The organism is Streptomyces sp. NPDC104761 (assembly GCF_055583445.1).
In genome coordinates this window covers 95036-120124 of the sequence record NZ_JBVJNZ010000016.1, presented here as the reverse complement: position 1 = coordinate 120124, position 25089 = coordinate 95036, and the positions used below count along the sequence as shown (strand labels likewise).

The window sequence follows — 25089 nt, the reverse complement described above, 5'->3', positions numbered from 1 at the left end:
CACCGTCCTACTCCGTCTCTCCCTCTGCAACTCGGCGCCCGGCAGGGCTGGTTGACCTGTCAAAGGGCAACGCCGTACGCCCTTGAACGCGAAACGGGTGTGGGGGGGGGGGGGGGGGGGGGGGGGGGAGCCCCCCGCGGGGGGGGGGGGGGGTGGGGTGCTTGTCCGCCCCCCCCCCCCCCCCCCCCCCCCCCCCCCCCCCCCCCCCCCCCCCCCCACTCCCCCCCCCCCCCCCCCCCCCCCCCCCCCCACACCCGTCGGCGGTGTGTGGAACGTCAGGGCAGCTGCGCCGCCCGCGCCTCGCGCCGGTTGTCGCGGAAGTTGTTCACCCGGCGGGCCGTGGCGAACAGCGGGATCACCGCGCCCATCACCAGCTGCAGCGCGCAGCCGGTCTGGAGGAGGAGCTGGCCGCTGGGTGCGTCGAACGCCCAGGAGACCAGGAGCCCCATCGAGAGGACGATCCAGCCCAGCATCGCGACCGCGAGGCGGCCGCGGGGCTTCGGGTACTCCACCCGGCTCACCATCAGCCAGGCCGTGCCCAGGATGGCGAGGAGCGTCGCCACGAAGGGGAGCTCCAGAAGGACGATGGAGACGACCGTCAGCGCACCGAACGGGCTCGGCATCCCCTGGAACATGCCGTTCGGCGGCGTCACGCAGCTGAAGCGCGCCAGCCGCAGCACCACCGCCAGCAGCACCACCACCGCTCCGACCGCGGCCACCTTCTGGTACGCGTCGTCGGCCACCATCCCGTAGACGAGCACGAAGTACGCCGGCGCGAGGCCGAAGCTGATCAGGTCGGAGAGGTTGTCCAGCTCCGCGCCCATGGGGGAGGAGCGCAGCTTGCGCGCCACCAGGCCGTCGAACAGGTCGAAGACCGCCGCGCAGAGCATGAGGATGACCGCGGTGGCGGCGCTGTGGCGCGCCATGCCGGCCGACTGGTCGTCCCCGGTGAGGTGCGGGATCAGGATGCCGGTGGTGGTGAAGTACACCGCCATGAAGCCGCACGTGGCGTTGCCGAGCGTGAGGGTGTCCGCTATCGAGAGGCGGAGAGAGAGCGGCATCTCCTCCTCGTCGTCGCCGAGCTCGTCTGCCTCGGGCACCCAGCCCGCCTGGGTCTCAGGATCAATCACGGTCAATGCGAGTCACCCCAGCCACGGTCTTCTGGCCGACCTCGACCGCGACGTCCACGCCCTCCGGGAGGTAGATGTCCACACGCGAGCCGAAGCGGATCAGACCGATGCGGTCGCCCTGCTCGACCTTCGTGCCCTGCGGGACGTAGGGGACGATACGGCGGGCCACCGCGCCGGCGATCTGGATCATCTCGATGTCGCCGAGTTCGGTGTCGAAATGCCAGACTACGCGCTCGTTGTTCTCGCTCTCCTTGTTGAAGGCGGGAACGAAGCCACCGGGGATGTGCTCCACCGACGTCACCTCGCCCGCGAGGGGCGCGCGGTTGACGTGGACGTTGAGCGGGCTCATGAAGATCGCGACCCGGGTGCGTCCGTCCTTCCACGGCATGATGCTCTGCACCACACCGTCGGCGGGGGAGATGACGCGGCCCTGGGCGATCTCACGCTCGGGGTCGCGGAAGAACCACAGCATGCCCGCCGCGAGCGCGGTGGCGGGTACGGCGACGGCCTTGGCGGCGCCGGAGCGACGGGCGCGCAGGAGGCTGACGGCTGCGGTGGCGACGGTCGGGAGAAGCCACGGCGATGCTCCGCGCGCGAGGCGTACGCCGGCCAGGCTGTCTCGATGTGCAGAGGTTTGGCTGTGGGGCATGGATGACCTTCGTAGCGGATGATGCCGCGCAGGGATTGGGGACGGCGGCTTTCCGGGATCGTACCGGTCGGGGGCCGCAACTGGGCAAGCCAGGAAGCCGAGTCGGCGGCCGAAGACCGTTGACGGGGTGTGATCTTCTTCTCGAAGAAAACACCCCGTACCGGGACAATCAGCCCTGGAATCGATACTCTTCGAGCAACCTTCGCCCGATGATCATTTTCTGGATCTCGGCGGTACCTTCGCCGATCAGCAACATCGGCGCCTCACGGTAGAGACGTTCGATCTCGTACTCCTTGGAGAAGCCGTAGCCGCCGTGGATCCGGAAGGCATCCTCCACGACCTCCTTGCAGTACTCGGAGGCGAGGTACTTCGCCATCCCGGCCTCAAGGTCGTTCCGTTCCCCGGAGTCCTTTTTGCGTGCCGCGTTGACCATCATGGCATGCGCGGCCTCGACCTTGGTGGCCATCTCCGCCAGCTTGAACTGGATGGCCTGGTGCTGGGCGATCGCCTTGCCGAAAGTGTGACGCTGCTGGGCGTACCGGACACCCAGCTCGAACGCACGCTGCGCGACACCGCAGCCACGCGCCGCCACGTTGACGCGGCCGACCTCGACGCCGTCCATCATTTGGTAAAAACCTCGGCCGGTGACCCCGCCGAGCACCCGATCGGCGGGGATCCGCAGCCCGTCCATGATCAGCTCGGTGGTGTCGACGCCCTTGTAGCCCATCTTGTCGATCTTGCCCGGGATGGTGAGCCCGGGGCGGACCTCGCCGAAGCCGGGCTCCTTCTCCACCAGGAAGGTCGTCATCGACTTGTGGGGCGCGGTGCCCTCGGGGTGGCCTTCGTCACTGCGGACCAGGACGGCCACGAGGGAGGACGTACCGCCGTTGGTCAGCCACATCTTCTGGCCGTTCAGGACGTAGTCGTCGCCGTCCTTCACCGCCTTCGAGGTGATCGCCGACACGTCCGAGCCGAGCCCCGGCTCCGACATCGAGAACGCGCCCCGGACGTCGCCGGCCGCCATCCGCGGCAGGAAGTGCTCCTTCTGCTCCTGCGTGCCGTGCTGCTTGAGCATGTACGCCACGATGAAGTGCGTGTTGATGATCCCGGAGACGGACATCCACCCGCGGGCGATCTCCTCGACGCACAGCGCGTACGTCAGGAGGGACTCGCCCAGGCCGCCGTACTCCTCGGGGATCATCAGGCCGAACAGGCCGAGCTCCTTGAGACCGTCGACGATCTGCTGCGGGTACTCGTCGCGGTGCTCCAGCTCGGTGGCGACCGGGATGATCTCCTTGTCCACGAAGTCGCGGACGGTGGAGAGGATCTCCTGCTGGACGTCGGTCAGACCGGCGGTCTGGGCGAGACGGGCCATCGCTTACTTCCCCTGTTCCTTCAGCTCGGGGCGGCCCGGCTGCTCGCCGCCGCGCTCCTTGATGTACGTCTCGGTCGGCACCATCACCTTGCGGCGGAAGATGCACACCAGCGTGCCGTCCTGCTTGTAGCCCTTGGTCTCGACGTAGACGATCCCGCGGTCGTCCTTCGACTTGGAGGGCCACTTGTCGAGCACGGTCGTCTGGCCGTAGATCGTGTCGCCGTGGAAGGTAGGCGCCACGTGCTTGAGCGACTCGATCTCCAGGTTGGCGATCGCCTTGCCCGAGATGTCGGGAACGGACATGCCGAGCAGCAGCGAGTAGATGTAGTTCCCCACCACCACGTTCTTGCCGAAGTCCGTCGTCTTCTCGGCGTAGTTGGTGTCCATGTGGAGCGGGTGGTGGTTCATGGTGAGGAGACAGAACAGGTGGTCGTCGTACTCCGTGACCGTCTTTCCGGGCCAGTGCTTGTACGTCGCCCCGACCTCGAACTCCTCGTACGTTCGTCCGAACTGCATCGCGCTCAGGCCTCCGGGATCTCGAACTTCGAGGTGCGCTGCATGCCGGCGGCCCGGCCCTTGCCGGAGATGACCAGGGCCATCTTGCGGCTGGCCTCGTCGATCATCTCGTCGCCGAGCATCGCGGAGCCCTTCTTGCCGCCCGCCTCGGACGTGTAGTAGTCGTACGCGTCCAGGATCAGCTCGGCGTGGTCGTAGTCCTCCTGCGACGGCGAGAAGATCTCGTTGGACGCCTCGACCTGGCCCGGGTGCAGCACCCACTTGCCGTCGAAGCCGAGCGCGGCGGCCCGCTGGGCGACCTCGCGGTAGCCGTCGATGTTGCGGATCTGCAGGTAGGGGCCGTCGATCGCCTGGAGGTTGTTGGCGCGGGCCGCCATCAGGATCTTCATCAGGATGTAGTGGTAGGCGTCCGCCGGGTAGCCGGGCGGCTGCTCGCCCACGACCAGCGACTTCATGTTGATGGACGCCATGAAGTCGGCCGGGCCGAAGATGATCGTCTCGACGCGCTGGGACGCGGTGGCGATCTCGTTGACGTTGTTGAGGCCCTGCGCGTTCTCGATCTGCGCCTCGATGCCGATCTTGCCGACCTCGAAGCCCATGGTCTTCTCGATCTGGGTCAGCAGCAGGTCCAGCGCGACGACCTGCTGGGCCGTCTGCACCTTCGGAAGCATGATGCAGTCGAGGTTCTGCCCGGCGCCCTCGACCACGGTCACGACGTCACGGTACGTCCACTCGGTGGTCCAGTCGTTGACCCGCACCACGCGCGTCTTGCCGGTCCAGTCGCCCTCGTTGAGGAACTTGACGATGGTGTGCCGCGCCTCGGGCTTGGCGAGCGGGGCGCACGCGTCCTCCAGGTCGAGGAAGACCTGGTCCGCCGGGAGACCCTGGGCCTTCTCCAGGAAGCGGGGGTTCGAGCCGGGCACGGCCAGGCAGGAGCGCCGCGGGCGGAGCCGGTTGACGGGCGTGGTCATGCGGGGACCTCCAGGGGGTCGAGCTTGTTCGCTTTCCGGATCTCGTCGACGATGCGGCCGATGATTCCGGTGATGTCGAAGTCCTTCGGGGTGAAGACCGCGGCCACTCCGGCTTCCCTGAGCTGCTCGGCATCTCCGTTCGGGATGATGCCACCGGCGATCACGGGTATATCTGTGGCACCGGCCACACGGAGTCGTTCCAGGACGTCCGGGACCAGCTGGGCGTGCGACCCGGAGAGGATCGACAGGCCCACCGCGTGCACGTCCTCGGCCAGGGCCGCGTCCACGATCTGCTCGGGGGTGAGCCGGATGCCCTGGTAGACCACCTCGAAGCCGGCGTCCCGGGCGCGCACCGCGATCTGCTCGGCGCCGTTGGAGTGGCCGTCGAGACCAGGCTTGCCGACCAGGAAACGGAGCTTGCCGCTGCCCAGGTCGCGGGCGGTGGCGTCCACCTTGGCCCGCACCTCGGCGAGCGCCGAGCCGGCCTCCACGGGGACGGCGACGGGCGCGGAGGAGACCCCGGTGGGTGCCCGGAACTCGCCGAACACCTCGCGCAGGGCCCCGGCCCACTCACCGGTTGTCACGCCCGCGCGGGCGCACTCCAGGGTGGCCTCCATGAGGTTGTCGGTGCCCTTGGCGGCCTCCTTCAGCCGCTCCAGGGCCTTGCAGGGCCGCGGGTGGTTGAACGGCGGCTGGTAGCGGGTGTCGCGCCAGCGCCCGATCGCCTCCACGACCCGGGCCTCGACCGCCGGGTCGACCGTCTGGATCGCGGTGTCCAGGTCGGCCGTGAGCGGGTTCGGCTCGGTGGTCTCGAAGATGTTGACGCCGACGATCTTCTCCTGGCCGGACTCGATCCGGCCCCGCCGCTCGGCGTGCGACGCCACCAGCTGCGACTTCAGGTAGCCCGACTCGACGGCCGCCATCGCGCCGCCCATCTCCTGGATCCGCTCCATCTCCGCGAGCGAGTCCTCGACCAGCTGGGCGACCTTCGCCTCGATGACGTGCGAGCCCTCGAAGATGTCGTCGTACTCCAGCAGGTCGCTCTCGTGGGCGAGCACCTGCTGGATGCGCAGCGACCACTGCTGGTCCCAGGGCCGGGGGAGGCCCAGGGCCTCGTTCCAGGCGGGGAGCTGCACGGCACGCGCGCGTGCGTCCTTCGAGAGCGTCACGGCGAGCATCTCCAGGACGATCCGCTGGACGTTGTTCTCCGGCTGCGCCTCGGTCAGCCCGAGGGAGTTGACCTGGACGCCGTACCGGAAGCGGCGCTGCTTGGGGTCCTGGATGCCGTACCGCTCGCGGGTGACCTGGTCCCAGATGCGGCCGAACGCCCGCATCTTGCACATCTCCTCGACGAACCGGACGCCGGCGTTCACGAAGAAGGAGATGCGGGCGACGACGTCACCCATGCGCTCCTGCGGCACCTGGCCGCTGTCGCGCACCGCGTCGAGGACGGCGATCGCGGTGGACATCGCGTACGCGATCTCCTGGACCGGCGTGGCGCCCGCCTCCTGCAGGTGGTAGCTGCAGATGTTGATCGGGTTCCACTTCGGGAGGTGGGAGACCGTGTACGCGATCATGTCCGTCGTCAGGCGGAGACTCGGCCCCGGCGGGAAGACGTGCGTCCCGCGGGACAGGTACTCCTTGACGATGTCGTTCTGGGTCGTGCCCTGGAGCCTGGTGATGTCCGCGCCCTGCTCCTCCGCGACGACCTGGTAGAGCGCCAGCAGCCACATGGCGGTGGCGTTGATCGTCATCGAGGTGTTCATCTGCTCCAGGGGGATGTCCTGGAACAGCCGGCGCATGTCACCGAGGTGCGAGACGGGCACGCCCACCCGGCCGACCTCGCCGCGGGCGAGGATGTGGTCGGGGTCGTAGCCGGTCTGTGTCGGCAGGTCGAACGCCACCGACAGACCCGTCTGGCCCTTGGCGAGGTTGCGCCGGTACAGCTCGTTGGACGCCTCGGCCGTGGAGTGCCCGGCGTACGTGCGCATGAGCCACGGCCGGTCCTTCTCCCGTCGCCCGTCGGCGATCTGACGCTCAGTCATCTATGACCTCGGGTGTCTCAGATGTTGCGGAAGCGGTTGATGGCGTCGAGGTGCTTGGCGCGCATCTCCTTGTCGCGCACGCCGAGGCCCTCCTCGGGGGCGAGGCAGAGGACGCCGACCTTGCCCTGGTGCAGGTTGCGGTGCACGTCGTAGGCGGCCTGGCCGGTCTCCTCGAGGGAGTACGTCTTCGACAGGGTGGGGTGGATCTTGCCCTTCGCGATCAGCCGGTTGGCCTCCCAGGCCTCGCGGTAGTTGGCGAAGTGCGAGCCGATGATCCGCTTCAGGGACATCCACAGGTAGCGGTTGTCGTACTCGTGCATGTAGCCCGAGGTGGAGGCGCAGGTGGTGATGGTGCCGCCCTTGCGGGTGACGAAGACGGAGGCGCCGAAGGTCTCGCGGCCGGGGTGCTCGAAGACGATGTCGATGTCCTCGCCGCCGGTGAGTTCGCGGATGCGCTTGCCGAAGCGCTTCCACTCGCGCGGGTCCTGCTCCTGCTCGTTCTTCCAGAACTTGTAGTCCTCGGCGTTGCGGTCGATGATCGCCTCGGCGCCCATGGCCCGGCAGATGTCGGCCTTCTGCGGCGAGGACACGACACAGATGGGGTTGGCGCCGCCGGCCAGCGCGAACTGCGTGGCGTACGAGCCGAGTCCGCCGCTCGCGCCCCAGATGAGCACGTTGTCGCCCTGCTTCATGCCGGCGCCGTTGCGGGAGACCAGCTGGCGGTAGGCGGTGGAGTTGACCAGGCCCGGGGCCGCGGCCTCCTCCCAGCTGAGGTGGTTCGGCTTCGGCATCAGCTGGTTGGACTTGACCAGCGCGATCTCGGCGAGACCGCCGAAGTTGGTCTCGAAGCCCCAGATGCGCTGCTCGGGGTCGAGCATGGTGTCGTTGTGGCCGTCGCTGGACTCCAGCTCCACGCTCAGGCAGTGCGCGACGACCTCGTCACCGGGCTTCCAGGCGTTGACGCCGGGGCCGGTGCGCAGGACGACGCCCGCGAGGTCGGAGCCGATGATGTGGTACGGCAGGTCGTGCCGCTTGGTGAGCTCGCTGAGGCGGCCGTAGCGCTCCAGGAAGCCGAAGGTCGACAGCGGCTCGAAGATCGAGGTCCACACCGAGTTGTAGTTGACACTCGACGCCATGACGGCGACCAGGGCCTCGCCCGGGCCCAGCTCGGGCAGGGGGACCTCGTCGAGGTGGATCGACTTGCGCGGGTCCTTGTCGCGGGTCTCCAGGCCCGCGAACATGTCCGTCTCGTCCTTGTGCACGGTGATCGCGCGGTACGACTCGGGAAGCGGCAGGGCGGCGAAGTCGGCCGGCGTCGATTCCGGCGACTGGATCGCGTCCAGAATGGCCTGAGTGGTCACGTGTTGCCTCCGGCGGTGTGCGCCCCCGAGGGAAGGGGCGCTGAGGGTTACGGCGGTGCTGCTGAGGGTTTTGAGAAAGGTGCCGTCGGTTCGGCGGGGGTGGTGCTTCGGCAGCGCTTTGTGGCGCGGGAGGTTGCCTGTGACGCAGGCGTCCGACGGGTGGGCCGATGGGCTCACCGGGACAGGCCGGACACCTCGAAGGTATGACACCGCGTGTCAGGTGGCAAGGCACTGAGTGCCAGGAATCGCTCTCAGATGAAATCTTTACGTAACAAATGAGCGATGATCGATCAAACCTACTGGCGAGTAGGGGAAAATGGCCCGTCTTGCGGGAGACGTCCGTACGGCGGGGACGGGCCGCGAGGCGTCGATCACACCAGCGGTGTGGCGCACGCGTCAGTGCACGCCGATACCGATGTCGGGTGTCGGCGGCGGGGCGGCTGGTCGCTGGGAACGGGTGAGGCCGATGGCGTTCTGGCGGCGCTTTTCGGTCCGGGCCGCGGTCACCGACTCAGCCCGTCCGGCGATTGAGGACGAGCGGCGGAGCCGCGGTTCTGTGACCGCGACCCACCACTACCGTCGCTTTACGACCGCTCCTTCAGCGCCTGCTCGATCGTGCGCATGACCTCGTCGAGCGGTGCGTCGGTCCTGGCAACCGTCACCAGCACCTCCCCCTGCGAGGAGACCGAGGCCGGCGCGGCCGGGCGGGGCGCAGCCTCCCTGCCCGCCCCGATCCCGTTCCCGAACGTCTTCCGGACGATCGCGAAGGCGTGGTCCAGCTGCAGTTCGACGTCCCCCTGCCCGCCCGCCCGCAGCCAGCGCCGCAGCACGTGGTTGTGGGCGGTGACCACCGCCGACGCCGCGACCTCGGCCAGCAGCGGGTCGTCGTTCGCGTCGTCCGCGTGGGCGTGCTCGTCGAAGTGGCCGAGGAGGTAGCGGGTGAAGAGACGCTCGTAGCGGGCCACCGACGCGATCTCGGCCTCGCGGAGGGTGGGCACCTCGCGGGTGAGCTTGTAGCGGGCGACCGAGATGTCCGGCCGGGCCGCGTACATCCTCATGACTTCCTTGATGCCCCGGCACACCGTGTCGAGCGGGTGCTCGTGGGCCGGGGCCGCGTTCAGCACGGCCTCGGCGCGGATCAGGGTGTCGTCGTGGTCCGGGAAGATCGCCTCTTCCTTGGAGCGGAAGTGGCGGAAGAAGGTGCGGCGGGCCACCCCGGCCGCGGCCGCGATCTCGTCGACGGTGGTCGCCTCGTACCCCTTCGTCGCGAAGAGCTCCATCGCGGCGGCCGCCAGCTCCCGGCGCATCTTGAGCCGCTGGGCCGCCGCGCGGCTGCCCGCGGCGCTCTCCGGCGCGTCGGGCGTGGCGGGGGTACGTGAGGACTTGGCGGGCTGGGACATGACCCGAACGTACTGCATGTGCGCAGCTTGATGCGCAGGTCCGGGGTTTCCCCCGCCCGCGAAGGGCGGGGGACCGTCCGCGGGGTCGAGCAGCCCGCCCCAGTCCTTCTCGTCCCGGAACCAGTCGCCGACGCCGTCAGCGGCGGGCATATTCGCGGAAGCCACGGCCGGTCTTGCGGCCGAGGCAGCCCGCGGCCACCAGGTGCTCCAGGAGCGGCGCGGGCGCGAGGCCCGGGTCGCGGAACTCCCGGTGCAGCACCTTCTCGATGGCGAGCGAGACGTCCAGGCCGACCACGTCCAGGAGCTCGAAGGGCCCCATCGGGTAACCGCCGCCGAGCTTCATCGCCGCGTCGATGTCGTCGAGGGAGGCGTAGTGCTCCTCGACCATCTTGATCGCGTTGTTCAGGTACGGGAACAGCAGGGCGTTGACGATGAACCCGGCCCGGTCGCCGCAGTCGACGGCGTGCTTGCGGATGCGGCCGCAGACCTCGCGGACCGTGGCGTGGACGTCCTCGGCGGTGAGCACGGTGCGGACGACCTCGACCAGCTTCATGGCCGGCGCCGGGTTGAAGAAGTGCATGCCGATCACGTCCTGCGGCCGCGAGGTGGCGCGGGCGCAGGCGACGACCGGCAGCGAGGAGGTGGTGGTGGCGAGCACCGCGCCCGGCTTGCAGACCTTGTCGAAGGCCGCGAACAGCTGCCGCTTGACCTCCAGGTCCTCGGCGACCGCCTCGACGGCCAGGTCGACGTCCGCGAAGGCGTCGTACGAACCGGCCGGGGTGATCAGGTCCAGGGTCTGCGCGGCCGCCTCGGCGGTCATCCGGCCCTTGCCGACGGAGCGGTCGAGGGACTTGCCGATGCGGGCCTTGGCGGCCTGCGCCTTCTCCTCGCTGCGGGCGGCGAGGACGACCTCGTACCCGGCCTTGGCGAAGACCTCGGCGATCCCGGAGGCCATGGTGCCGGAGCCGGCGACGCCGACCGAGCGGACCGTACGGCCCGGGGTGACGGCGGCGCCGTCCAGCGGGGTGAGCGCGTCCCGGACGACGGTGGCGCTGCCCGGGGCCTCGTAGGTGTAGAAGCCGCGGCCCGACTTGCGGCCGGTCAGGCCCGCCTCGCTGAGCTGCTTGAGGATGGGCGCCGGGGCGTGCAGGCGGTCGCGGGACTCGGCGTACATGGCCTCCAGGACCGTACGGGCCGTGTCGATGCCGATCAGGTCCAGCAGGGCGAGGGGGCCCATCGGCAGGCCGCAGCCGAGCCGCATGGCCGCGTCGATGTCCTCGCGGGAGGCGTACTTCGCCTCGTACATCGCGGCGGCCTGGTTGAGGTAGCCGAACAGCAGCCCGTCCGCGACGAACCCGGGACGGTCGCCGACCGCGACCGGTTCCTTGCCCAGCTCGATCGCCAGGTCGGTGACGGCGGCGACGGCGCCCGGCGCGGTGAGCACCGAGGAGACCACCTCGACCAGCTTCATCGCCGGGGCCGGGTTGAAGAAGTGCAGGCCGAGGACGCGCTCGGGGCGGGCCGAGTCGGCGGCCAGCCGGGTCACGGACAGTGCGTTCGTGCCGGTGGCGAGGATCGTCTCGGGCCGGACGATGCCGTCCAGCTCCCGCAGGACCTGGTGCTTGATGTCGTACGACTCCGGGACCACCTCGATGACGAGGTCGGCGTCGGCGGCGGCCGTCAGGTCGGTGCCGGTGCGGACCCGGGCGAGGGTGTCGGAGCGCTCCTGCTCGGTCAGCCTGCCGCGCACCACGGCACGCGCGGTGGCGGCCTCCAGGGCGGCGAGGGACCGGGCGGCCTGCGCCTCGCTGATGTCGATGCCGATCACCTCGCGGCTGGCCTTCGCGAGGACCTCGGTGATACCGGTGCCCATGGTGCCGAGGCCGACGACGGCGATCGTCTTGAGCGGGGACAGGGAGGGGTCGGACTGGGGAGTGGCCATCGCGGGACTCCAGGAATGAGGGTGACGACTGGAAACGCGCCCGGGTGCGCCGAGGGGCGCACCGGGTGCGGAGAGAGCTGCGTGAATGCGGGTGGTGCCGGGCTGCGAGCGCACACGCCCGGTGCTGCCGCCACGGGCGCGCACACGCCCGGGAGCGGCGGATTCCGACCGGCCCTGTCCCGGAGCCGGGTCGTCCTGCGGTACGAGGTACCGAACCGACCTGCGTGCTCACGGCGGCTGCGTCACCAAACCGGCGTGAGCGTGAATGCGAGTGGGTGACTCGCTCGATTGAGCTTAACCGGCGGGTAACGAGCGCGCCAGCCCCCCGAGTTTGTGATGTACGTCCCTCGCCTGCCGCAACCCCTCTACGCTGGGCTTCGTGGACGAAGAGTTGCGATCACTCACGGAGCGTTTGCGTCAGGAGTCGCAGGGGACGGCCGCCTTCGGCCGGCTCCTGGCCACCGAGGACCACGACGAACTGGCGGAGGTGCTCACCGCGGCCGGACAGCCCCTGTGGGCCAGGGAGCTGGCCGCGTTCCGGCTGGGGACGGCCGGCGATCCGCGGGCCTTCGAGACCCTGGTCCTCCTCCTCAACCACCGCGACCCACCCCGCTGCGTCTCGGCCGCCCACGCCCTCGCCCGCCTCCGGGACCCACGCACCGCCCGCGCGGCCGCCGCCCTCGCCACCAACGAACTCCGCGTCGCCTACGCCCTGCAGCCCGTCCGGCTCCTGGTCGAACTCCGCGCCCCGGAGTCCGTCCCCGCCCTGATCACCACCCTGGAACGCCGGCTGCGCCCGCACGACCCCTACCGCAGGGTCGCCCTGGCCTGCGTGGACGGCCTCGGCTCTCTCGGCGACACCCGTGCCCGCCGCGTCCTGACCGAGGCCCTGGCCCACCCCACCCTCGCCGAGGCGGCGGTCCAGGCCCTCGCCCGCATCCCTAGGCAGAGATGACGCCCGGCTCCCTGACGTACCGCACCTCGGGCACCGGCACCCCGTCGACCTCGTACGGCTCCTCGGCCCCGTCGGCCGCGAAGCCCGCGATCTCGTAGAACCGCCGGGCGCGCGCGTTCTCCTTCAGCACCCACAGGTACACGTGCGGGTGCCCGGCGCACTGCTCCAGGACCGTCGCGAGCAGCGCCCGTCCGACGCCGGTGCCGAGGTGCGCGGCGTCCACGTAGAGGGCGTACAACTCGGCGTCACCGGTGCGCAGGTCACCGTCCCGGTACGGCCCGTGCGCCGCCCATCCCACGAGGGTGCCGCCCCGCTCGGCGACCAGTTCCGTCACCCCGTCCCCGCCGTCCAGGAAACGGGCCCTGCGCCGCTCGGCGTCCCGCTCGACGCTGAGCCCGTCCAGGAACGGCTGCGGCATGAGGCCCCGGTAGGCGTACTGCCAGCCCCGGACGCGTATCGCGGAGACCCGGTCGCAGTCGGCGAGGGCCATCGGGCGGATGCGGAGGACGGGGCAGGGACGGCGGGGCCGTGGGGCGAGTCCTCGTTCATGCCGGCACCCTAGGGAATCGCCGCGCCTCGGGGAGCGGACGGTCCCGCCCGCCCGGGATTCGGCGTCAGCCGGCCACCACCGCCAGCGCCTCGATCTCCATCAGGAACTGCGGGCCGACGAGCGCGGCCACCTGGACGGCGGAGGCGGCCGGGAGCCGGTCGTCGGGTATGTGGGCGGCACGGGCCGCGCGGACGGCCGGCAGGTGGGCCATGTCCGTGACGAAGTAGGTGAGTTTGACGACGTCGTCGAAGCTCGCTCCGGCCGCCGCCAGGCAGCGGCGCAGGTTCTCGAAGACCTGGCGGGCCTGGGCCGCCGGATCGCCCTCGCCCACCAGCTTGCCGTCCTCGTCCAGCGGCAGCTGGCCGGAGACGGCGACGAGCCGGCCGGTCGCCGCCACCACGTGCGTGTACTGGGCGGCGGGGGCGACACCGTCGGGGGCGGAAATACGGGTCAGATCACTCATGCGTCCATGGTGGACCACGGGTCTGACAACGCCCCCGACGGGACGTCAGGACCGGCTCAGCCGCGGAAGCCCAGCAGACCGTGCAGGGTCGAGCCGCGGGACGACGTCGAGGCCGCCTTGGTGGTGAGGGGCTTCGGGTCGGGGGTCTTCCGGCAGACCGCGTCGACGGAACCGGCGCCGTGCGGGACCGTGCCGTCGGCCAGGTAGGCGGCGAGGTGGCCGTCCAGGCAGGTGTTGCCGCTGAGCGTGATGCCGTGGTTGCCGCCGCCCTGCTCCACCACCAGGCGGGAGCCGGCCAAGAGACGGTGGACGGCGACGCCGCCCTGGTAGGGCGTGGCCGCGTCGTCCGTCGCCTGGAAGAGGAGGGCCGGCGGGAGCTTGGTACTGGTGATGTCCGTCGGCCGCAGCGCCGTCGTCGGCCAGTACGCGCAGGACGCGTTGTACCAGGCGTTGTTCCACACCATGAACGGCGCCTTCGCGTACGCCGCCCAGTTGTCCTTGCGCCACTGGTTCCAGTCCCGCGGCCAGGAGGAGTCCCGGCACTGGACGGCCGCGTACACGCTGTAACCGTTGTCGCCGGACGCGTCGACGGCGGCGAAGTTCTGGTACGCCTCGACCAGGGCGGCCGTCTTCCTGCCGTTGACGTAGGCGGAGAACGCGTCGGCCAGGTAGGGCCAGTAGCCGTTGTAGTAGCCGCCGGGGATGAAGGTGTCCTCCAGCTCCGAGGCGCCCACCTTGCCGCCGGCCGGCTTCTTCGCCAGTGCGGCCCGCATGGCGTACCACTTGGCCTCGACCTTCTCCGGGTCGGTGCCGAGCTTGTACGTCGAGTCGTACTTCGCGATCCACGCCATCAGGGCGCGCTGGCGGTCGTTGAACGCGTAGTCCTGGCTCAGGTTGTCGTCGTACCAGACACCCGTGGGGTCGACGATCGAGTCCAGGACCAGGCGGTGGATCCGGTCCGGGTGCAGCTTGGCGTAGACCGCGCCCAGGTAGGTGCCGTACGAGTAGCCGAAGTAGCTGACCTGCCGGGCGCCGAGGGCCTGGCGGATCGAGTCGAGGTCCTGCGCGGCGTCGAACGTGTCGAGGTGGGGCAGCAGCTTTGCGTACTTCTTGCCGCAGGCCGCCGCGAAGGACTGCACCCGCTCGAGGTTCGCCTGTTCGAGGGCGGGGGTGGCCGGGACCGAGTCGGGGCGCACCGGTTCGAAGTAGCCGGGGGAGCAGTCGATCGCCGGGGTGCTCTTCCCGACGCCGCGCGGGTCGAAGCCGATGACGTCGTACTGGGCGGCCACCTTCTTCGGCAGCGTGGACGCCACGAAACCGGCGAGGGTCAGCCCGCTGCCGCCGGGGCCGCCGGGGTTGACCAGCAGCGGACCCTGAGAGGCCGGCGCGGTGTGCGGGACGCGGGAGAGGGCGAGCGTGATCTGCCGCCCGCGCGGGTTGCGGTGGTCGAGGGGCACCCTGACCGAGCCGCACTGCAGCGTCGGGTAGTCGGTGGTGCCGCACTTCTTCCAGGTCACCGGGGATGCCTGGACGGGGGCTCGGGTGGCGGCGGTCGCGGGCGGGACGGTGAACGGACCGGCCACGACGGCGGCGACGGCGCACAGCACGGCTGCGCGTGTTCGCATGGGTCCTCCCAGGACGGAGGGGAGCGGACCGCACGTGCCACGGTCCTCGCCGCATCGTCCCGGAAAAAGGGCCCGGAAGAACGCATTCTGATGATGAATGACCCAATTGGTCCGAGGGTTGCGCCCGAACGCCCCCGGGCCCGCGGCTCGGTCAGAGCAAGGTGAGCTGGGTCGGCTCCGGCAGCGCGGGCTCCTCCTCCGCCGGAGGTGCCGGTATCCGGCGGGCGGCGCCCGCGCGGTTCGGTCCGATGCCGTACTCCTCGGCCAGCTCGTGCACCTGACGGGTGATCCGGCGCTGGTACCACTTGGGTGCGTAGGCGCCCTCCGCGTACAGCCGCTCGTAGCGCCGTACCAGGTGCGGGTGGTGGGCCGCGAGCCAGCTCATGAACCACTCGCGGGCGCCCGGGCGCAGATGCAGCACGAGGGGTGTCACCGAGGTGGCCCCGGCCGCCGCGATCGCCCGTACGGTGGCCCGGAGCTGGGCCGGGTGGTCGCCGAGGAACGGGATGACCGGCGCCATCAGGACCCCGCAGCCGATGCCGGCCTCGGCGAGGGCGCGTACGACGTCCAGCCGGCGCTCGGGGGCCGGCGTGCCCGGCTCCACGGTCCGCCACAGCTCGGGGTCGACGAAGCCGACCGAGACCGAGATGCCGACGTCCGTGACGTCCGCCGCCCGCCGCAGCAGGTCCAGGTCGCGCAGGATCAGGGTGCCCTTGGTCAGGATCGAGAACGGGTTGGCGTGCTCGGTGAGGGCGGAGATGATCCCCGGCATCAGCCGGTAGCGGCCCTCGGCGCGCTGGTAGCAGTCGACGTTGGTGCCCATCGCGATGTGGTCGCCGAGCCAGCGGCGCGAGCCGAGCTGGCGGCGGAGCAGCTCCGGCGCGTTGACCTTGACCACGATCTGGGTGTCGAAGCCGATCCCGGTGTCCAGGTCCAGGTAGCTGTGGGTCTTGCGGGCGAAGCAGTACACGCACGCGTGCGAGCAGCCCCGGTACGGGTTCACCGTCCACTCGAACGGCATCCGCGAGGCGCCCGGCACCCGGTTGATGATCGACCGCGCCCGCACCTCGTGGAACGTGATCCCCCTGAACTCAGGGGTGTCGAACGTGCGCGTCGTGACCGCGTCCGCGCCGAACAGCGCGGTGCCGGCCCGGCCGTGATCGGCCTCCTCGGTGAGGTTCTCCCAGCGCATGACGCCTCCTCGGTAGCACTGCCCACAGAATAGAACATCTGTTCCCATGATCGTGCGAACGATCTGTGGAGACCGCGCGGACGCCGGTTCCGATCACGTTTCCGATCGCTTGGGCACCCCGATTTGGGCGGCCGGGTGCCGGGGTGGTTGGCTTGGAGCAACCCCGAGAACTCAGGTGCTGGAGGAAAGCGATGGCGCAGGTCGAGGCCACTACGGAGCGGGTCGTCGGCGCGGACGCGGAGACGGTGTTCGACGCGATCGCCGACTACAGCGGCACGCGCGCGAAGCTGCTCCCCGAGCACTTCAGCGAGTACGAGGTGCGCGAGGGCGGCGACGGCGAGGGCACCCTCGTCCACTGGAAGCTGCAGGCCACCAGCAAGCGGGTCCGGGACTGCCTCCTGGAGGTCAGCGAGCCCACCGACGGCGAGCTGGTCGAGAAGGACCGCAACTCCTCCATGGTCACCACCTGGCGGGTCACCCCGGCAGGCGAGGGGAAGTCCCGGGTCGTCGTGCACACCACCTGGCAGGGTGCAGGCGGCATCGGCGGTTTCTTCGAGAAGACCTTCGCGCCCAAGGGGCTCGGCCGGATCTACGACCAGGTGCTCGACAGGCTCGCCACCGAGGTCGAGAAGTAGTACCGCAGCACCCGCCGGTTCGTCCGGAGGTGAGCAACCTCCCGACGAGCAGCGGGTGTTGGCTCCCTCACCGATTCGGGTGGATCTCCGGATCGACCGGTCTCGTGCCGTAACTCGTCGTGCTTGCTCGCAGTTGTCGCCCTACGGGAAATAAGGCGGCAATTGTGCGCAGGCGCGACGAGGGGAGCGGTACGTGGGCGGAACGACGCTGGTGCAGTACGAGGAGCCGGCCGTGGTGCCCGCGGACGTCCCCGTGCCGGAACCCGCCCCGGTCCCCGGACTCGGGCCGCGCCGTACCCGGCTGGTCTTCTGCGGGCTGATGCTCGCCCTGCTCCTCGCCGCGCTGGACCAGATGATCGTCGCCACCGCGCTGCCGAAGATCGTCGGAGAACTGCACGGCCTCGACCGGATGTCCTGGGCGATCACCGCCTACCTGCTCACCTCCACCGTCGGCCTCCCCGTCTACGGCAAGCTCGGCGACCTCATCGGCCGCAAGGGCGTCTTCCAGTTCGCGATCCTCGTCTTCGCCGTCGGCTCGGCGCTCGCCGGACGGGCGCAGAACATGGACCAGCTGATCGCCTTCCGCGCCCTCCAGGGCGTCGGCGCGGGCGGGTTGATGATCGGCGTGCAGGCGATCATCGCCGACATCGTGCCGCCCCGGCAGCGCGGCCGTTTCATGGGCCTGATCGGCGCCGCCTTCGGCCTCGCCTCGGTCGCCGGGCCGCTGCTCGGCGGCTACTTCACCGACCACCTCTCCTGGCGCTGGTGCTTCTACGTCAACGTGCCCTTCGGGCTGGTCACGCTCGCCGTCGTCACCCTCGTGCTCAAGCTGCCGAAGCCGCAGGTCCGGGGCCGGTTCGACGTGCTGGGCACCCTGCTGCTCGCCGCCGCCTCCATCTGCCTGGTGCTGCTCACCAGTTGGGGCGGGACGGAGTACGACTGGGGTTCGCGCGTCATCCTCGGACTGGGCGCGGGCGCGCTGGTCGCCGGGGCGCTGTTCGCCGTCGCCGAGCACCACGCGGCCGAACCCCTCATCCCGCTGCGGCTGTTCCGGGACTCCGTCTTCAACGTCACCGGCCTGGTCGGACTCGTCGTCGGAGTCGCCCTGTTCGGCGCCGCCAGCTATCTGCCGACGTTCCTGCAGATGGTCGACGGCGCCTCGGCGACCGGGTCCGGGCTGCTGATGCTGCCCATGATGGGCGGGATCGTCGGCGCCTCGATCGTCGCGGGACAGCTCATCAGCCTCACCGGCCGCTACCGGATCTACCCGGTGCTCGGCGGCGCCGTCTCCGTCGCGGGCATGTGGCTGCTGTCCCGCCTCGAAGTCGGCACCCCGCGCTGGCAGTACAGCATCTGGATGGCCGTCCTCGGCGCCGGGATCGGCATGGTGATGCCGGTGCTCGTCCTCGCCGTGCAGAACTCCGTACGGCCCGCCGACCTCGGCACCGCCACCAGCGCCAACAACTACTTCCGGCAGATCGGCGGCAGCGTCGGTGCCGCCGTCTTCGGCACCCTCTTCGCCGACCGGCTCACCGACGCCCTGCACAGGCGTCTCCCCGCCCGGGCCGGCGCCCGCCTGCCCGACCCCGAGTCCCTCACCCCGCAGCTCGTCCACGCGCTGCCCCCGGCGCTGCGCGACGCCTACATCCGCGCCTACGCCGACGCGATGCCCAGGATCTTCCTCTACCTGGTCCCGGTGCTCGTCCTCGGCCTGCTCGTCGCCTGCTTCCTCAAGGAGAGACCACTGGTGTCCCATCCCACCGCCGACACGGAACCGACCTCCGTCACCGCCCCGATCCCGCAGGCCCGGTCGTCCCACGCGGGCGCCGGGATCCCCGTCTGCGGCACGGTGCAGCACCCGGACGGGACCGTGGTGCCGCGCGCCGCGCTCACCCTCATCGACGCCGTCGGCCGGCAGATCGGCCGCGGCGCCAGCGCCGAGGACGGCCGGTACGCGCTGGCCACGCCCGGCTCCGGGTCGTACGTCCTGATCGCCGCCGCCGGCGGCCACCAGCCGCAGGCCGTCACCGTGACGGTCGGCGAGCGGCCCGTCGAGCTGGACGTCGTCCTCGGCGGCGCCGGGCGGCTCGCGGGCAGCGTGCTCACCGCCGACGGCACCCCGGTGCGGGACGCCACGGTCACCCTCACCAACGTGCACGGCGAGGTCGTCGCCAGCGTCCGCAGCGGCCGCGAGGGCGGCTATGTGATCACCGAGCTGGTGGCCGGCGAGTACACCCTCGCCGGCAGCGCCCCGGCCTTCCGCCCGGCCGCCCTCCCGGTCACCGTCCAGGCCTCCCGGGAGACCCGGCAGAACGTCGAACTCGCCGGCGGGGCCGTGCTGAAGGGCACCGTCCGGGCCGGCGGCGGACGGCCCGTGGAGGACGCCCGGGTGACGCTGCTCGACGCCGCCGGGAACGTCGTCGACACCCTCACCACCGGCGCCGACGGAACGTTCCGGTTCGTGGACCTGTCCTCCGGCGAGTACACCGTCATCGCCGCCGGCTACCCGCCGGTCGCCACCGTCCTCCAGGTCGCGGGCGGCGGCCGCACCGAACGCGACCTCCAGCTCGGCCACGAGGACTGAGCGCGAGGAGCGGCCGGGGCAGGTGGACGCGGTTCGCGCACCGTACGGGGGCGCGGACCTGCCCGCCGGTGCGGTCCGGTGAAACCAATTCCAGGATTGCCACACATCGCAACCGGCGCCCACCGTACGGTAGTGACGGGCGGCACAGATCTTTTGCGGAGCCGTGGGGAGAGAGGGCCTGGGCCATGGACCAAGGCAGCGAGCGGGACACGCCTCCCGGCCTCGGTGCTGGGGACGGTGTGTCGGGCCGCATCCCCCTGGCCGTGGTCGTCGTCGACCGCGACGGCCACGTCTCGCACTGGAGCACCGGCGCCCGGCGGCTCTTCGGCGCCGCCAGGGAGGAGGCCATAGGCCGCTCCGTCCTCGACCTGCTGCCCGTCTCCGGTGCCCTCCCCGAGGACGACGAGATCACCCCGTACGGCGGCTACGCGGCGTACGACGGACTCGGCCCCGACCTGGAGTCCTCCCTCGACGGACGGCTCAACTTCCCGGCGGCCGGCCGGGCCCGGCTCACCGTCTCCGACCGTGACCGTGCCGACGTGCTCTGGTGGGCGTACCCGCTGGTCGGCCCGGGCAACGAGCGGCTGCTCGTGCTCGCCGCCGACGCCGAGCGGCTGGGCCGGGCCGAGGGCAACGAGGGGATCGCCTTCGAGCGCATCGCGCCCGGCTTCGCCCTGCACACCGACTTCCCCGGCGCGGAGGAACTCGCCCGCAGGCTGCCCGAGATCCTGCCCAGCATGAGCGTCGACGAAAGCGCCCGGATCGTCGCGCAGGTCCTCGAACTCGGCTACCCGATCCTGGAGTTCAGCCAGAACGACCGGGTTCCCGTCACCCCCGACTGGGGCGTGGCCCGGCGCACCGAGCGGATGGCCCGCCGCGAGCGTGCGGCGCATGCCGCCGCGCAGGGCCTGCCGGTGCCCGCCGAACTCGCCGACGACGAGGGCGAGGACCTGGAGTACGCGGCCGTCCGCGAGCGCCTCGAGTTCCTCACCGAGGTCAGCGGGAGGATCGGCACCTCGCTCGACCTGTCCCGCACCATCGTCGAGGTCAGCAGAGCCGTCGTCCCCCGCTTCACCGACGTGGCCGGCACCTACCTGCGCGAACAGGTCGTCGCCGGCGAGGGGTTCCCGGACGGCGTGCCCGACACCACCACCATGTGGCACCGGGTCGCCCTGGAGCACACCGACGAACCCGGCCGCTGGGACGACGTCGTCCCCGTCGGCGAGGCCATGCCCTTTCCGGCGCACACCCCGTTCTTCCAGTGCATGACCACCGGCGAACCGGTCCTGGTGCCGCGGATCAGCGTGGAGATGGGCCACGCCATCGCCTCCCAGTTCGAGAAGCGCGACATCCGGCCGCTGATCACCGGCCGCTCGATGCTGGTCGTACCGCTGAAGGCGCGCAACGTCGTGCTCGGCTTCATGATCCTGCTGCGCCACCCCGAGCGCGAGATGTTCAACGACATGGACCGCGTCACCGGGGCCGAACTCGCCGCCCGCGCCGGGCTCGTGCTCGACAACGCGCGCATGTACACCTACCAGGAGAGCGTCGCCGAGACCCTCCAGGACAGCATGCTGCCGCACATCCCGCCGCGCATGTCGGGCTGCGACATCGCCACCCGGTACCTTCCGGGCACCCTGCTCGGCCGGGTCGGCGGCGACTGGTTCGACTCCGTGAAACTCCCCGGCGCCCGCACCGCCCTGGTGGTGGGCGACGTGATGGGCCACGGCCTCAACTCGGCCGCGATGATGGGCCAGTTGCGGACCGCCGTGCAGACCATGGCGGCCCTGGACCTGCCGCCCGCCCAACTCCTGCGCAACCTCGACGACCTGGCCCAGCGGCTCGGCGACGGCTACCTCGCCACCTGCCTCTACGCCGTCTACGACCCGATCGAGAGCGAACTGCACCTCGCCAACGCGGGTCACATCCCTCCCGTCCTGGTCCGCGCGGTCGACGGGCGCAGCGAACTGCTCGACCTGCCCACCGGGGCGCCCATCGGCGTCGGCGGGGTCGCCTTCGAGTCGCTGCGGGTGCGCGTCGAGCCCGGTGACCGGCTGGTCATGTGCACCGACGGACTGGTCGAGATGCGCGGCGAGGACATCGGCGTCGGCCTCGCCACCCTCTGCGAGTCCGCCGCCCACCCGGCCGCGTCCATGGACGACGCCTGCGACACCATCATCCGCGCCCTCAACACCCGCGGCGGCCGCAAGGACGACGTCGCCCTGCTGATGGCCCGGCTCAACGGGATCGAGCCCGAGGACGTCGCCGAATGGCGGCTCGCCCTCGACCCGGCCGAGGTCCGCCGGGCCCGTGCCGTCGTCCGCGAGCAACTGCACGACTGGGGCCTCGCCCGGCTCGCCGATCCGGCCGAACTCATGGTCAGCGAACTCGTCACCAACGCCGTACGGCACTCGCACAGCCGCCCGGTGCAGCTCCGGCTGATCCGTGGCGAGACCCTGCTGTGCGAGGTCGACGACGACGATCACACCCTGCCGACCCTCCTCGGCGTCGACACCGCCGCCGAGACCGGCCGCGGACTGCGGGTGGTCTCCACGCTGGCCCGGGAGTGGGGCACCAGCCGTACGGCCGCCGGGAAGACCGTCTGGTTCGAACTCACCGCACCACGCCGCTGACCCGAGCACCGCGGACCAGGGGGGGCGCACGTACGTCGAACGAGGAGTGAAGGAACGCGCCAAGTGCTTGTGGCCGAAACCCGCGCAGGGTAGACCGTACTGGCCCGTCACTTACGACGGGTCATATGCGGCTTCATCCTGGGGAGTTGGGCCATGAGCGTGACGAGTCGGTACCGCAGTGCCTGGCAGGGTTTCTGGCGCGAGGCGTCCGAAGAACCGGGGGCGGTGTTCTGGGACGCCGAACCGGCCGTGACCGCCGCCGTCCATGTCGCCCTCTTCGAGCCGCACCTCACCGACCCCGGTCTGCCCCTGGTCGACCTGGGCTGCGGCAACGGCACCCAGACCCGCTTCCTCGCCGACCGCTTCCCGCGCGTCCTCGGCGCCGACATCTCCGAGGCCGCCCTGGACCACGCCCGGCACGCCGACCCGGGCGGACAGGCCGGCTACCGGCTGCTCGACGCGGCCGAGAAGAGCGAGGCCCAGGCCCTGCACGCGGAGCTCGGCGACGCCAACGTGTACATGCGGGGCGTCCTGCACCAGTGCGAACCCGACGACCGGCAGCCGGTGATCGACACCATCGCCACCCTTGTCGGCAGCCGCGGCCGGGCCTTCCTCGTCGAGCTCGCCGAGGCCGCCGGTCCCGTCCTCCGCGGCCTCGCCCAGAGCCCGTCGGGACCGCCGCCCAAGCTCGCCCCGGTCTTCCGGCACGGCATCGCCCCCGGCGAGGTCGCCGACGCCGCGGTCCCGGAGTACCTGCGCAACGCCGGCCTCACCGTCCTCGCGAGCGGCGAACTCCCACTGACCACCACCGAGACCACGCCGGACGGCGAGCGGATCGTGCTGCCGTCGAAGTGGGTGCTGGCGGGGCGGGAGAACTGAGGGACGGGACGCGGCCGCCGCGCCGGGCCACCGGTCGGCGGCCAACCCGCCGGGCACACCGTGGCCCGGCCCCTTCCGGTGCGGCACCACAGCGGAGAATCCGGCATGATCCTGTTGCGGAGTTGCTAATTTTCGCAATTGACCAGATGCTATGTTCACTATGTTCGCTGTGCTCGCAAGCCTTCGTGGGAGCGGGCCTTCGCGTCCGCCCCGGAGCCGGGCCCTGTGGGAGAAGCCGAGGAGTCGTGACCCTTTTCAGTCAGGTGCGCGCCCGGTTCGCGCGGCTGCTGCCCGGTCGAGCAGACCTCGCCGAGGTCAGGCGAAGCCCGCGCCGGGACCTGCTGGCCGGCCTCACCGTGGCGATCGTCGCGCTGCCGCTCGCGCTCGGCTTCGGCGTCTCCTCCGGGCTCGGTGCCAAGGCGGGCCTGGCGACCGCCGTCGTCGCAGGCGCGCTCGCCGCGGTGTTCGGCGGGTCCAACCTCCAGGTCTCCGGTCCGACCGGTGCGATGACGGTCGTCCTGGTGCCGATCGTGGGCCGGTACGGGCCCGGCGGGGTGCTCACCGTCGGGCTGATGGCGGGCGTCATGCTCGTCGGCCTGGCGGTAGTGCGGGCCGGCAAGTACATGCAGTACGTGCCCGCGCCGGTCGTCGAGGGCTTCACTCTCGGCATCGCCTGCGTGATCGGCCTGCAGCAGATCCCGAACGCGCTCGGTGTCCCGAAGCCGGAAGGCGACCGGGTGCTGGTGGTGACCTGGCGGGCGGTCGAGGAGTTCGCCGGCAGCCCGAACTGGACGTCGTTCGGCCTCGCGGCCGTGGTGGCCGGGTGCATGATGATCGGCGCCAGGCGGTGGCCGGCCGTACCCTTCTCGATCGTCGCCGTGATCGCGGCGACGGTCGTGGCACAGCTGGCCGACCTGGACGCGGCGAAGCCGATCGGCACCCTGCCGGCCGGGCTGCCCGCGCCGTCTCTGTCCTTCGTCGACCTCGGCTCGCTGGGAACCCTGCTCGCTCCTGCCGTGGCGGTCGCGGCGCTCGCCGCGCTGGAGTCCCTGCTGTCGGCCTCGGTCGCCGACGGTATGACCGTGGGCCAGAGACACGACCCGGACCGGGAGCTGTTCGGCCAAGGGCTCGCGAACATCGCCGCCCCGTTGTTCGGCGGGGTACCGGCGACCGGCGCGATCGCGCGCACCGCCGTCAATGTCCGTACGGGGGCCGGCTCCCGCCTCGCCGCCCTCACCCACGCCGCCGTGCTCGCCGCGATCGTCTTCGCGGCGGCGCCCCTCGTCTCGAAGATCCCGCTGGCCGCTCTCGCCGGCGTCCTGCTGGCCACCGCGATCCGTATGGTCGAGGTCGGTTCACTGAAGGCCATGGTGCGGGCCACCCGCTCCGACGCCCTCATCCTCGTCCTGACCGCGGCGGCGACCCTGGCTCTCGACCTCGTGTACGCGGTGATCATCGGGCTCGCCGTCGCGGGCGCCCTCGCGCTGCGCGCCGTCGCCAAGCAGGCCCGTTTCGACCAGGTACCGCTCGACATGGGCGATCACAGCGCGGAGGAACACGCTCTGCTGGCCGAGCACATCGTCGCGTACCGCATCGACGGCCCGCTGTTCTTCGCCGCTGCCCACCGCTTCCTGCTGGAGCTCACCGAGGTCGCCGACGTACGCATGGTGATCCTTCGGCTGTCCCGGGTGTCGACCATGGACGCGACCGGCGCCCTCGTCCTCAAGGACGCGGTGGAGAGGCTGCGGCGCCGTGGCATCGCCGTCCTCGCCTCGGGGATACGCCCCGGCCAGCGTCAGGTCCTGGACTCCGTCGGCGCGCTGGACCTGCTGTGCCACGAGGGCCGTGAGTACGCCACCACCCCCGAGGCCATCCGGGCCGCCCGCGATCACCTGGAGACGGCCGGAGTCCTGTCGGCCCTTCCCGCCCAGAAGCCCCGGAACTCCGGTGAGGCAGCCCGGCCATGAGCACCCCCGCCCCCCTTCGCACGGTCGAGTCCTCCGGTGCGGAGGCCCTCTGGCCGCTGGTAGGCGGCATGCCGGGCCGGTCGGCGTACGCGCAGCCGGGCCCGACCGTGGTCCGTCCCTTCCGGCATGTGCGGGCGTACCGCTGCCCGGTCGCCCCCGCCTGGAACCGGCCGTGACTCGCGCCGGCGGGTCTCTCGGCGGAGCACGGGACCCGGTG

The 25089-nt window shown here is 71.1% G+C and carries 20 protein-coding genes; 7 read left to right on the top strand and 13 right to left on the bottom strand.

Annotation, left to right across the window (positions count from 1 at the left end; translation table 11 throughout):
* Nucleotides 1-275: 275 nt before the first annotated feature.
* The 9 genes from pssA to ACZ63F_RS34850 form a co-directional block, all read right to left on the bottom strand.
* Complete coding sequence (pssA, locus tag ACZ63F_RS34890; RefSeq protein ID WP_469717449.1) at nucleotides 276-1100, bottom strand: CDP-diacylglycerol--serine O-phosphatidyltransferase; 825 nt, start codon at nucleotides 1098-1100, stop codon at nucleotides 276-278.
* A 22-nt stretch (nucleotides 1101-1122) separates the two neighbouring features.
* Nucleotides 1123-1779 (bottom strand): phosphatidylserine decarboxylase, encoded by a 657-nt coding sequence (locus ACZ63F_RS34885; RefSeq protein ID WP_352362639.1) that lies wholly within the window; start codon nucleotides 1777-1779, stop codon nucleotides 1123-1125.
* A gap of 169 nt (nucleotides 1780-1948) precedes the next feature.
* Nucleotides 1949-3154 (bottom strand): acyl-CoA dehydrogenase family protein, encoded by a 1206-nt coding sequence (locus ACZ63F_RS34880; RefSeq protein ID WP_469717333.1) that lies wholly within the window; start codon nucleotides 3152-3154, stop codon nucleotides 1949-1951.
* A 3-nt stretch (nucleotides 3155-3157) separates the two neighbouring features.
* Nucleotides 3158-3670: a MaoC family dehydratase gene (locus tag ACZ63F_RS34875; RefSeq protein WP_351959935.1), complete on the bottom strand. Its 513-nt coding sequence runs from the start codon at nucleotides 3668-3670 to the stop codon at nucleotides 3158-3160.
* Between the two features lie 5 nt (nucleotides 3671-3675).
* On the bottom strand, nucleotides 3676-4641 hold the full coding sequence (locus ACZ63F_RS34870) for an HpcH/HpaI aldolase/citrate lyase family protein (protein WP_099932428.1): 966 nt from the start codon (nucleotides 4639-4641) through the stop codon (nucleotides 3676-3678).
* Nucleotides 4638-6686 (bottom strand): protein meaA, encoded by a 2049-nt coding sequence (locus ACZ63F_RS34865; RefSeq protein WP_469717332.1) that lies wholly within the window; start codon nucleotides 6684-6686, stop codon nucleotides 4638-4640. The genes ACZ63F_RS34870 and ACZ63F_RS34865 overlap by 4 nt, the downstream gene beginning before the upstream one ends.
* 17 nt (nucleotides 6687-6703) lie before the next feature.
* Nucleotides 6704-8047, bottom strand: a complete 1344-nt coding sequence (gene ccrA / locus ACZ63F_RS34860) for a crotonyl-CoA carboxylase/reductase (RefSeq protein ID WP_469717331.1) — start codon at nucleotides 8045-8047, stop codon at nucleotides 6704-6706.
* Between the two features lie 584 nt (nucleotides 8048-8631).
* Nucleotides 8632-9447, bottom strand: coding sequence for a TetR family transcriptional regulator (locus ACZ63F_RS34855; RefSeq protein WP_469717330.1), 816 nt, complete (start codon nucleotides 9445-9447; stop codon nucleotides 8632-8634).
* Nucleotides 9448-9583: 136 nt separating this feature from the next.
* Nucleotides 9584-11389: a 3-hydroxyacyl-CoA dehydrogenase family protein gene (locus ACZ63F_RS34850; protein ID WP_469717329.1), complete on the bottom strand. Its 1806-nt coding sequence runs from the start codon at nucleotides 11387-11389 to the stop codon at nucleotides 9584-9586.
* Between the two features lie 379 nt (nucleotides 11390-11768).
* Between ACZ63F_RS34850 and ACZ63F_RS34845 the strand changes: the two genes are divergently transcribed.
* Entirely contained in the window at nucleotides 11769-12344 is a 576-nt protein-coding gene (locus tag ACZ63F_RS34845; RefSeq protein ID WP_352362630.1) for an adenylosuccinate lyase, read from the top strand.
* Here the strand turns inward: ACZ63F_RS34845 and ACZ63F_RS34840 are convergent.
* The 4 genes from ACZ63F_RS34840 to ACZ63F_RS34825 form a co-directional block, all read right to left on the bottom strand.
* Nucleotides 12331-12834 (bottom strand): GNAT family N-acetyltransferase, encoded by a 504-nt coding sequence (locus tag ACZ63F_RS34840; protein WP_469717327.1) that lies wholly within the window; start codon nucleotides 12832-12834, stop codon nucleotides 12331-12333. The genes ACZ63F_RS34845 and ACZ63F_RS34840 overlap by 14 nt on opposite strands.
* Before the next feature lie 124 nt (nucleotides 12835-12958).
* Nucleotides 12959-13357: a RidA family protein gene (locus ACZ63F_RS34835; protein WP_469717326.1), complete on the bottom strand. Its 399-nt coding sequence runs from the start codon at nucleotides 13355-13357 to the stop codon at nucleotides 12959-12961.
* Between the two features lie 56 nt (nucleotides 13358-13413).
* On the bottom strand, nucleotides 13414-14982 hold the full coding sequence (locus ACZ63F_RS34830; RefSeq protein ID WP_469717324.1) for an alpha/beta hydrolase: 1569 nt from the start codon (nucleotides 14980-14982) through the stop codon (nucleotides 13414-13416).
* 151 nt (nucleotides 14983-15133) lie between these two features.
* Entirely contained in the window at nucleotides 15134-16174 is a 1041-nt protein-coding gene (locus ACZ63F_RS34825; RefSeq protein ID WP_352362622.1) for an Rv2578c family radical SAM protein, read from the bottom strand.
* A 191-nt stretch (nucleotides 16175-16365) separates the two neighbouring features.
* Here ACZ63F_RS34825 and ACZ63F_RS34820 point away from each other — a divergent pair, with 191 nt between their 5' ends.
* The 6 genes from ACZ63F_RS34820 (at nucleotide 16366) to ACZ63F_RS34795 (ending at nucleotide 25048) form a co-directional block, all read left to right on the top strand.
* Nucleotides 16366-16809 carry an SRPBCC family protein gene (locus ACZ63F_RS34820; protein WP_469717322.1) on the top strand — a complete coding sequence of 148 codons (444 nt, stop codon included), beginning with the start codon at nucleotides 16366-16368 and terminating at the stop codon, nucleotides 16807-16809.
* Nucleotides 16810-17002: 193 nt separating this feature from the next.
* Entirely contained in the window at nucleotides 17003-19393 is a 2391-nt protein-coding gene (locus tag ACZ63F_RS34815) for an MFS transporter (protein WP_469717320.1), read from the top strand.
* Between the two features lie 185 nt (nucleotides 19394-19578).
* Nucleotides 19579-22026: an ATP-binding SpoIIE family protein phosphatase gene (locus tag ACZ63F_RS34810; RefSeq protein ID WP_469717318.1), complete on the top strand. Its 2448-nt coding sequence runs from the start codon at nucleotides 19579-19581 to the stop codon at nucleotides 22024-22026.
* Nucleotides 22027-22179: 153 nt separating this feature from the next.
* Nucleotides 22180-22905, top strand: coding sequence for a class I SAM-dependent methyltransferase (locus tag ACZ63F_RS34805; RefSeq protein ID WP_469717316.1), 726 nt, complete (start codon nucleotides 22180-22182; stop codon nucleotides 22903-22905).
* A 245-nt stretch (nucleotides 22906-23150) separates the two neighbouring features.
* Complete coding sequence (locus tag ACZ63F_RS34800) at nucleotides 23151-24872, top strand: SulP family inorganic anion transporter (RefSeq protein WP_469717314.1); 1722 nt, start codon at nucleotides 23151-23153, stop codon at nucleotides 24870-24872.
* Complete coding sequence (locus ACZ63F_RS34795) at nucleotides 24869-25048, top strand: hypothetical protein (RefSeq protein WP_469717312.1); 180 nt, start codon at nucleotides 24869-24871, stop codon at nucleotides 25046-25048. Before ACZ63F_RS34800 ends, ACZ63F_RS34795 begins: the two co-directional genes overlap by 4 nt.
* Nucleotides 25049-25089: the final 41 nt, after the last annotated feature.

What these genes read in the sequence shown, in the direction of transcription:
- ACZ63F_RS34855 (WP_469717330.1), bottom strand. Translation starts at nt 9,447, where the DNA reads ATGTCCCAGCCCGCCAAGTCCTCACGTACCCCCGCCACGCCCGACGCG.
- ACZ63F_RS34805 (WP_469717316.1), top strand. Translation starts at nt 22,180, where the DNA reads ATGAGCGTGACGAGTCGGTACCGCAGTGCCTGGCAGGGTTTCTGGCGC.
- ACZ63F_RS34795 (WP_469717312.1), top strand. Translation starts at nt 24,869, where the DNA reads ATGAGCACCCCCGCCCCCCTTCGCACGGTCGAGTCCTCCGGTGCGGAG.
- ACZ63F_RS34825 (WP_352362622.1), bottom strand. Translation starts at nt 16,174, where the DNA reads ATGCGCTGGGAGAACCTCACCGAGGAGGCCGATCACGGCCGGGCCGGC.
- ACZ63F_RS34830 (WP_469717324.1), bottom strand. Translation starts at nt 14,982, where the DNA reads ATGCGAACACGCGCAGCCGTGCTGTGCGCCGTCGCCGCCGTCGTGGCC.
- ACZ63F_RS34850 (WP_469717329.1), bottom strand. Translation starts at nt 11,389, where the DNA reads ATGGCCACTCCCCAGTCCGACCCCTCCCTGTCCCCGCTCAAGACGATC.
- ACZ63F_RS34885 (WP_352362639.1), bottom strand. Translation starts at nt 1,779, where the DNA reads ATGCCCCACAGCCAAACCTCTGCACATCGAGACAGCCTGGCCGGCGTA.
- ACZ63F_RS34865 (WP_469717332.1), bottom strand. Translation starts at nt 6,686, where the DNA reads ATGACTGAGCGTCAGATCGCCGACGGGCGACGGGAGAAGGACCGGCCG.
- ACZ63F_RS34875 (WP_351959935.1), bottom strand. Translation starts at nt 3,670, where the DNA reads ATGCAGTTCGGACGAACGTACGAGGAGTTCGAGGTCGGGGCGACGTAC.
- ACZ63F_RS34810 (WP_469717318.1), top strand. Translation starts at nt 19,579, where the DNA reads ATGGACCAAGGCAGCGAGCGGGACACGCCTCCCGGCCTCGGTGCTGGG.
- ACZ63F_RS34840 (WP_469717327.1), bottom strand. Translation starts at nt 12,834, where the DNA reads ATGGCCCTCGCCGACTGCGACCGGGTCTCCGCGATACGCGTCCGGGGC.
- ACZ63F_RS34835 (WP_469717326.1), bottom strand. Translation starts at nt 13,357, where the DNA reads ATGAGTGATCTGACCCGTATTTCCGCCCCCGACGGTGTCGCCCCCGCC.
- ACZ63F_RS34820 (WP_469717322.1), top strand. Translation starts at nt 16,366, where the DNA reads ATGGCGCAGGTCGAGGCCACTACGGAGCGGGTCGTCGGCGCGGACGCG.
- ACZ63F_RS34880 (WP_469717333.1), bottom strand. Translation starts at nt 3,154, where the DNA reads ATGGCCCGTCTCGCCCAGACCGCCGGTCTGACCGACGTCCAGCAGGAG.
- ACZ63F_RS34870 (WP_099932428.1), bottom strand. Translation starts at nt 4,641, where the DNA reads ATGACCACGCCCGTCAACCGGCTCCGCCCGCGGCGCTCCTGCCTGGCC.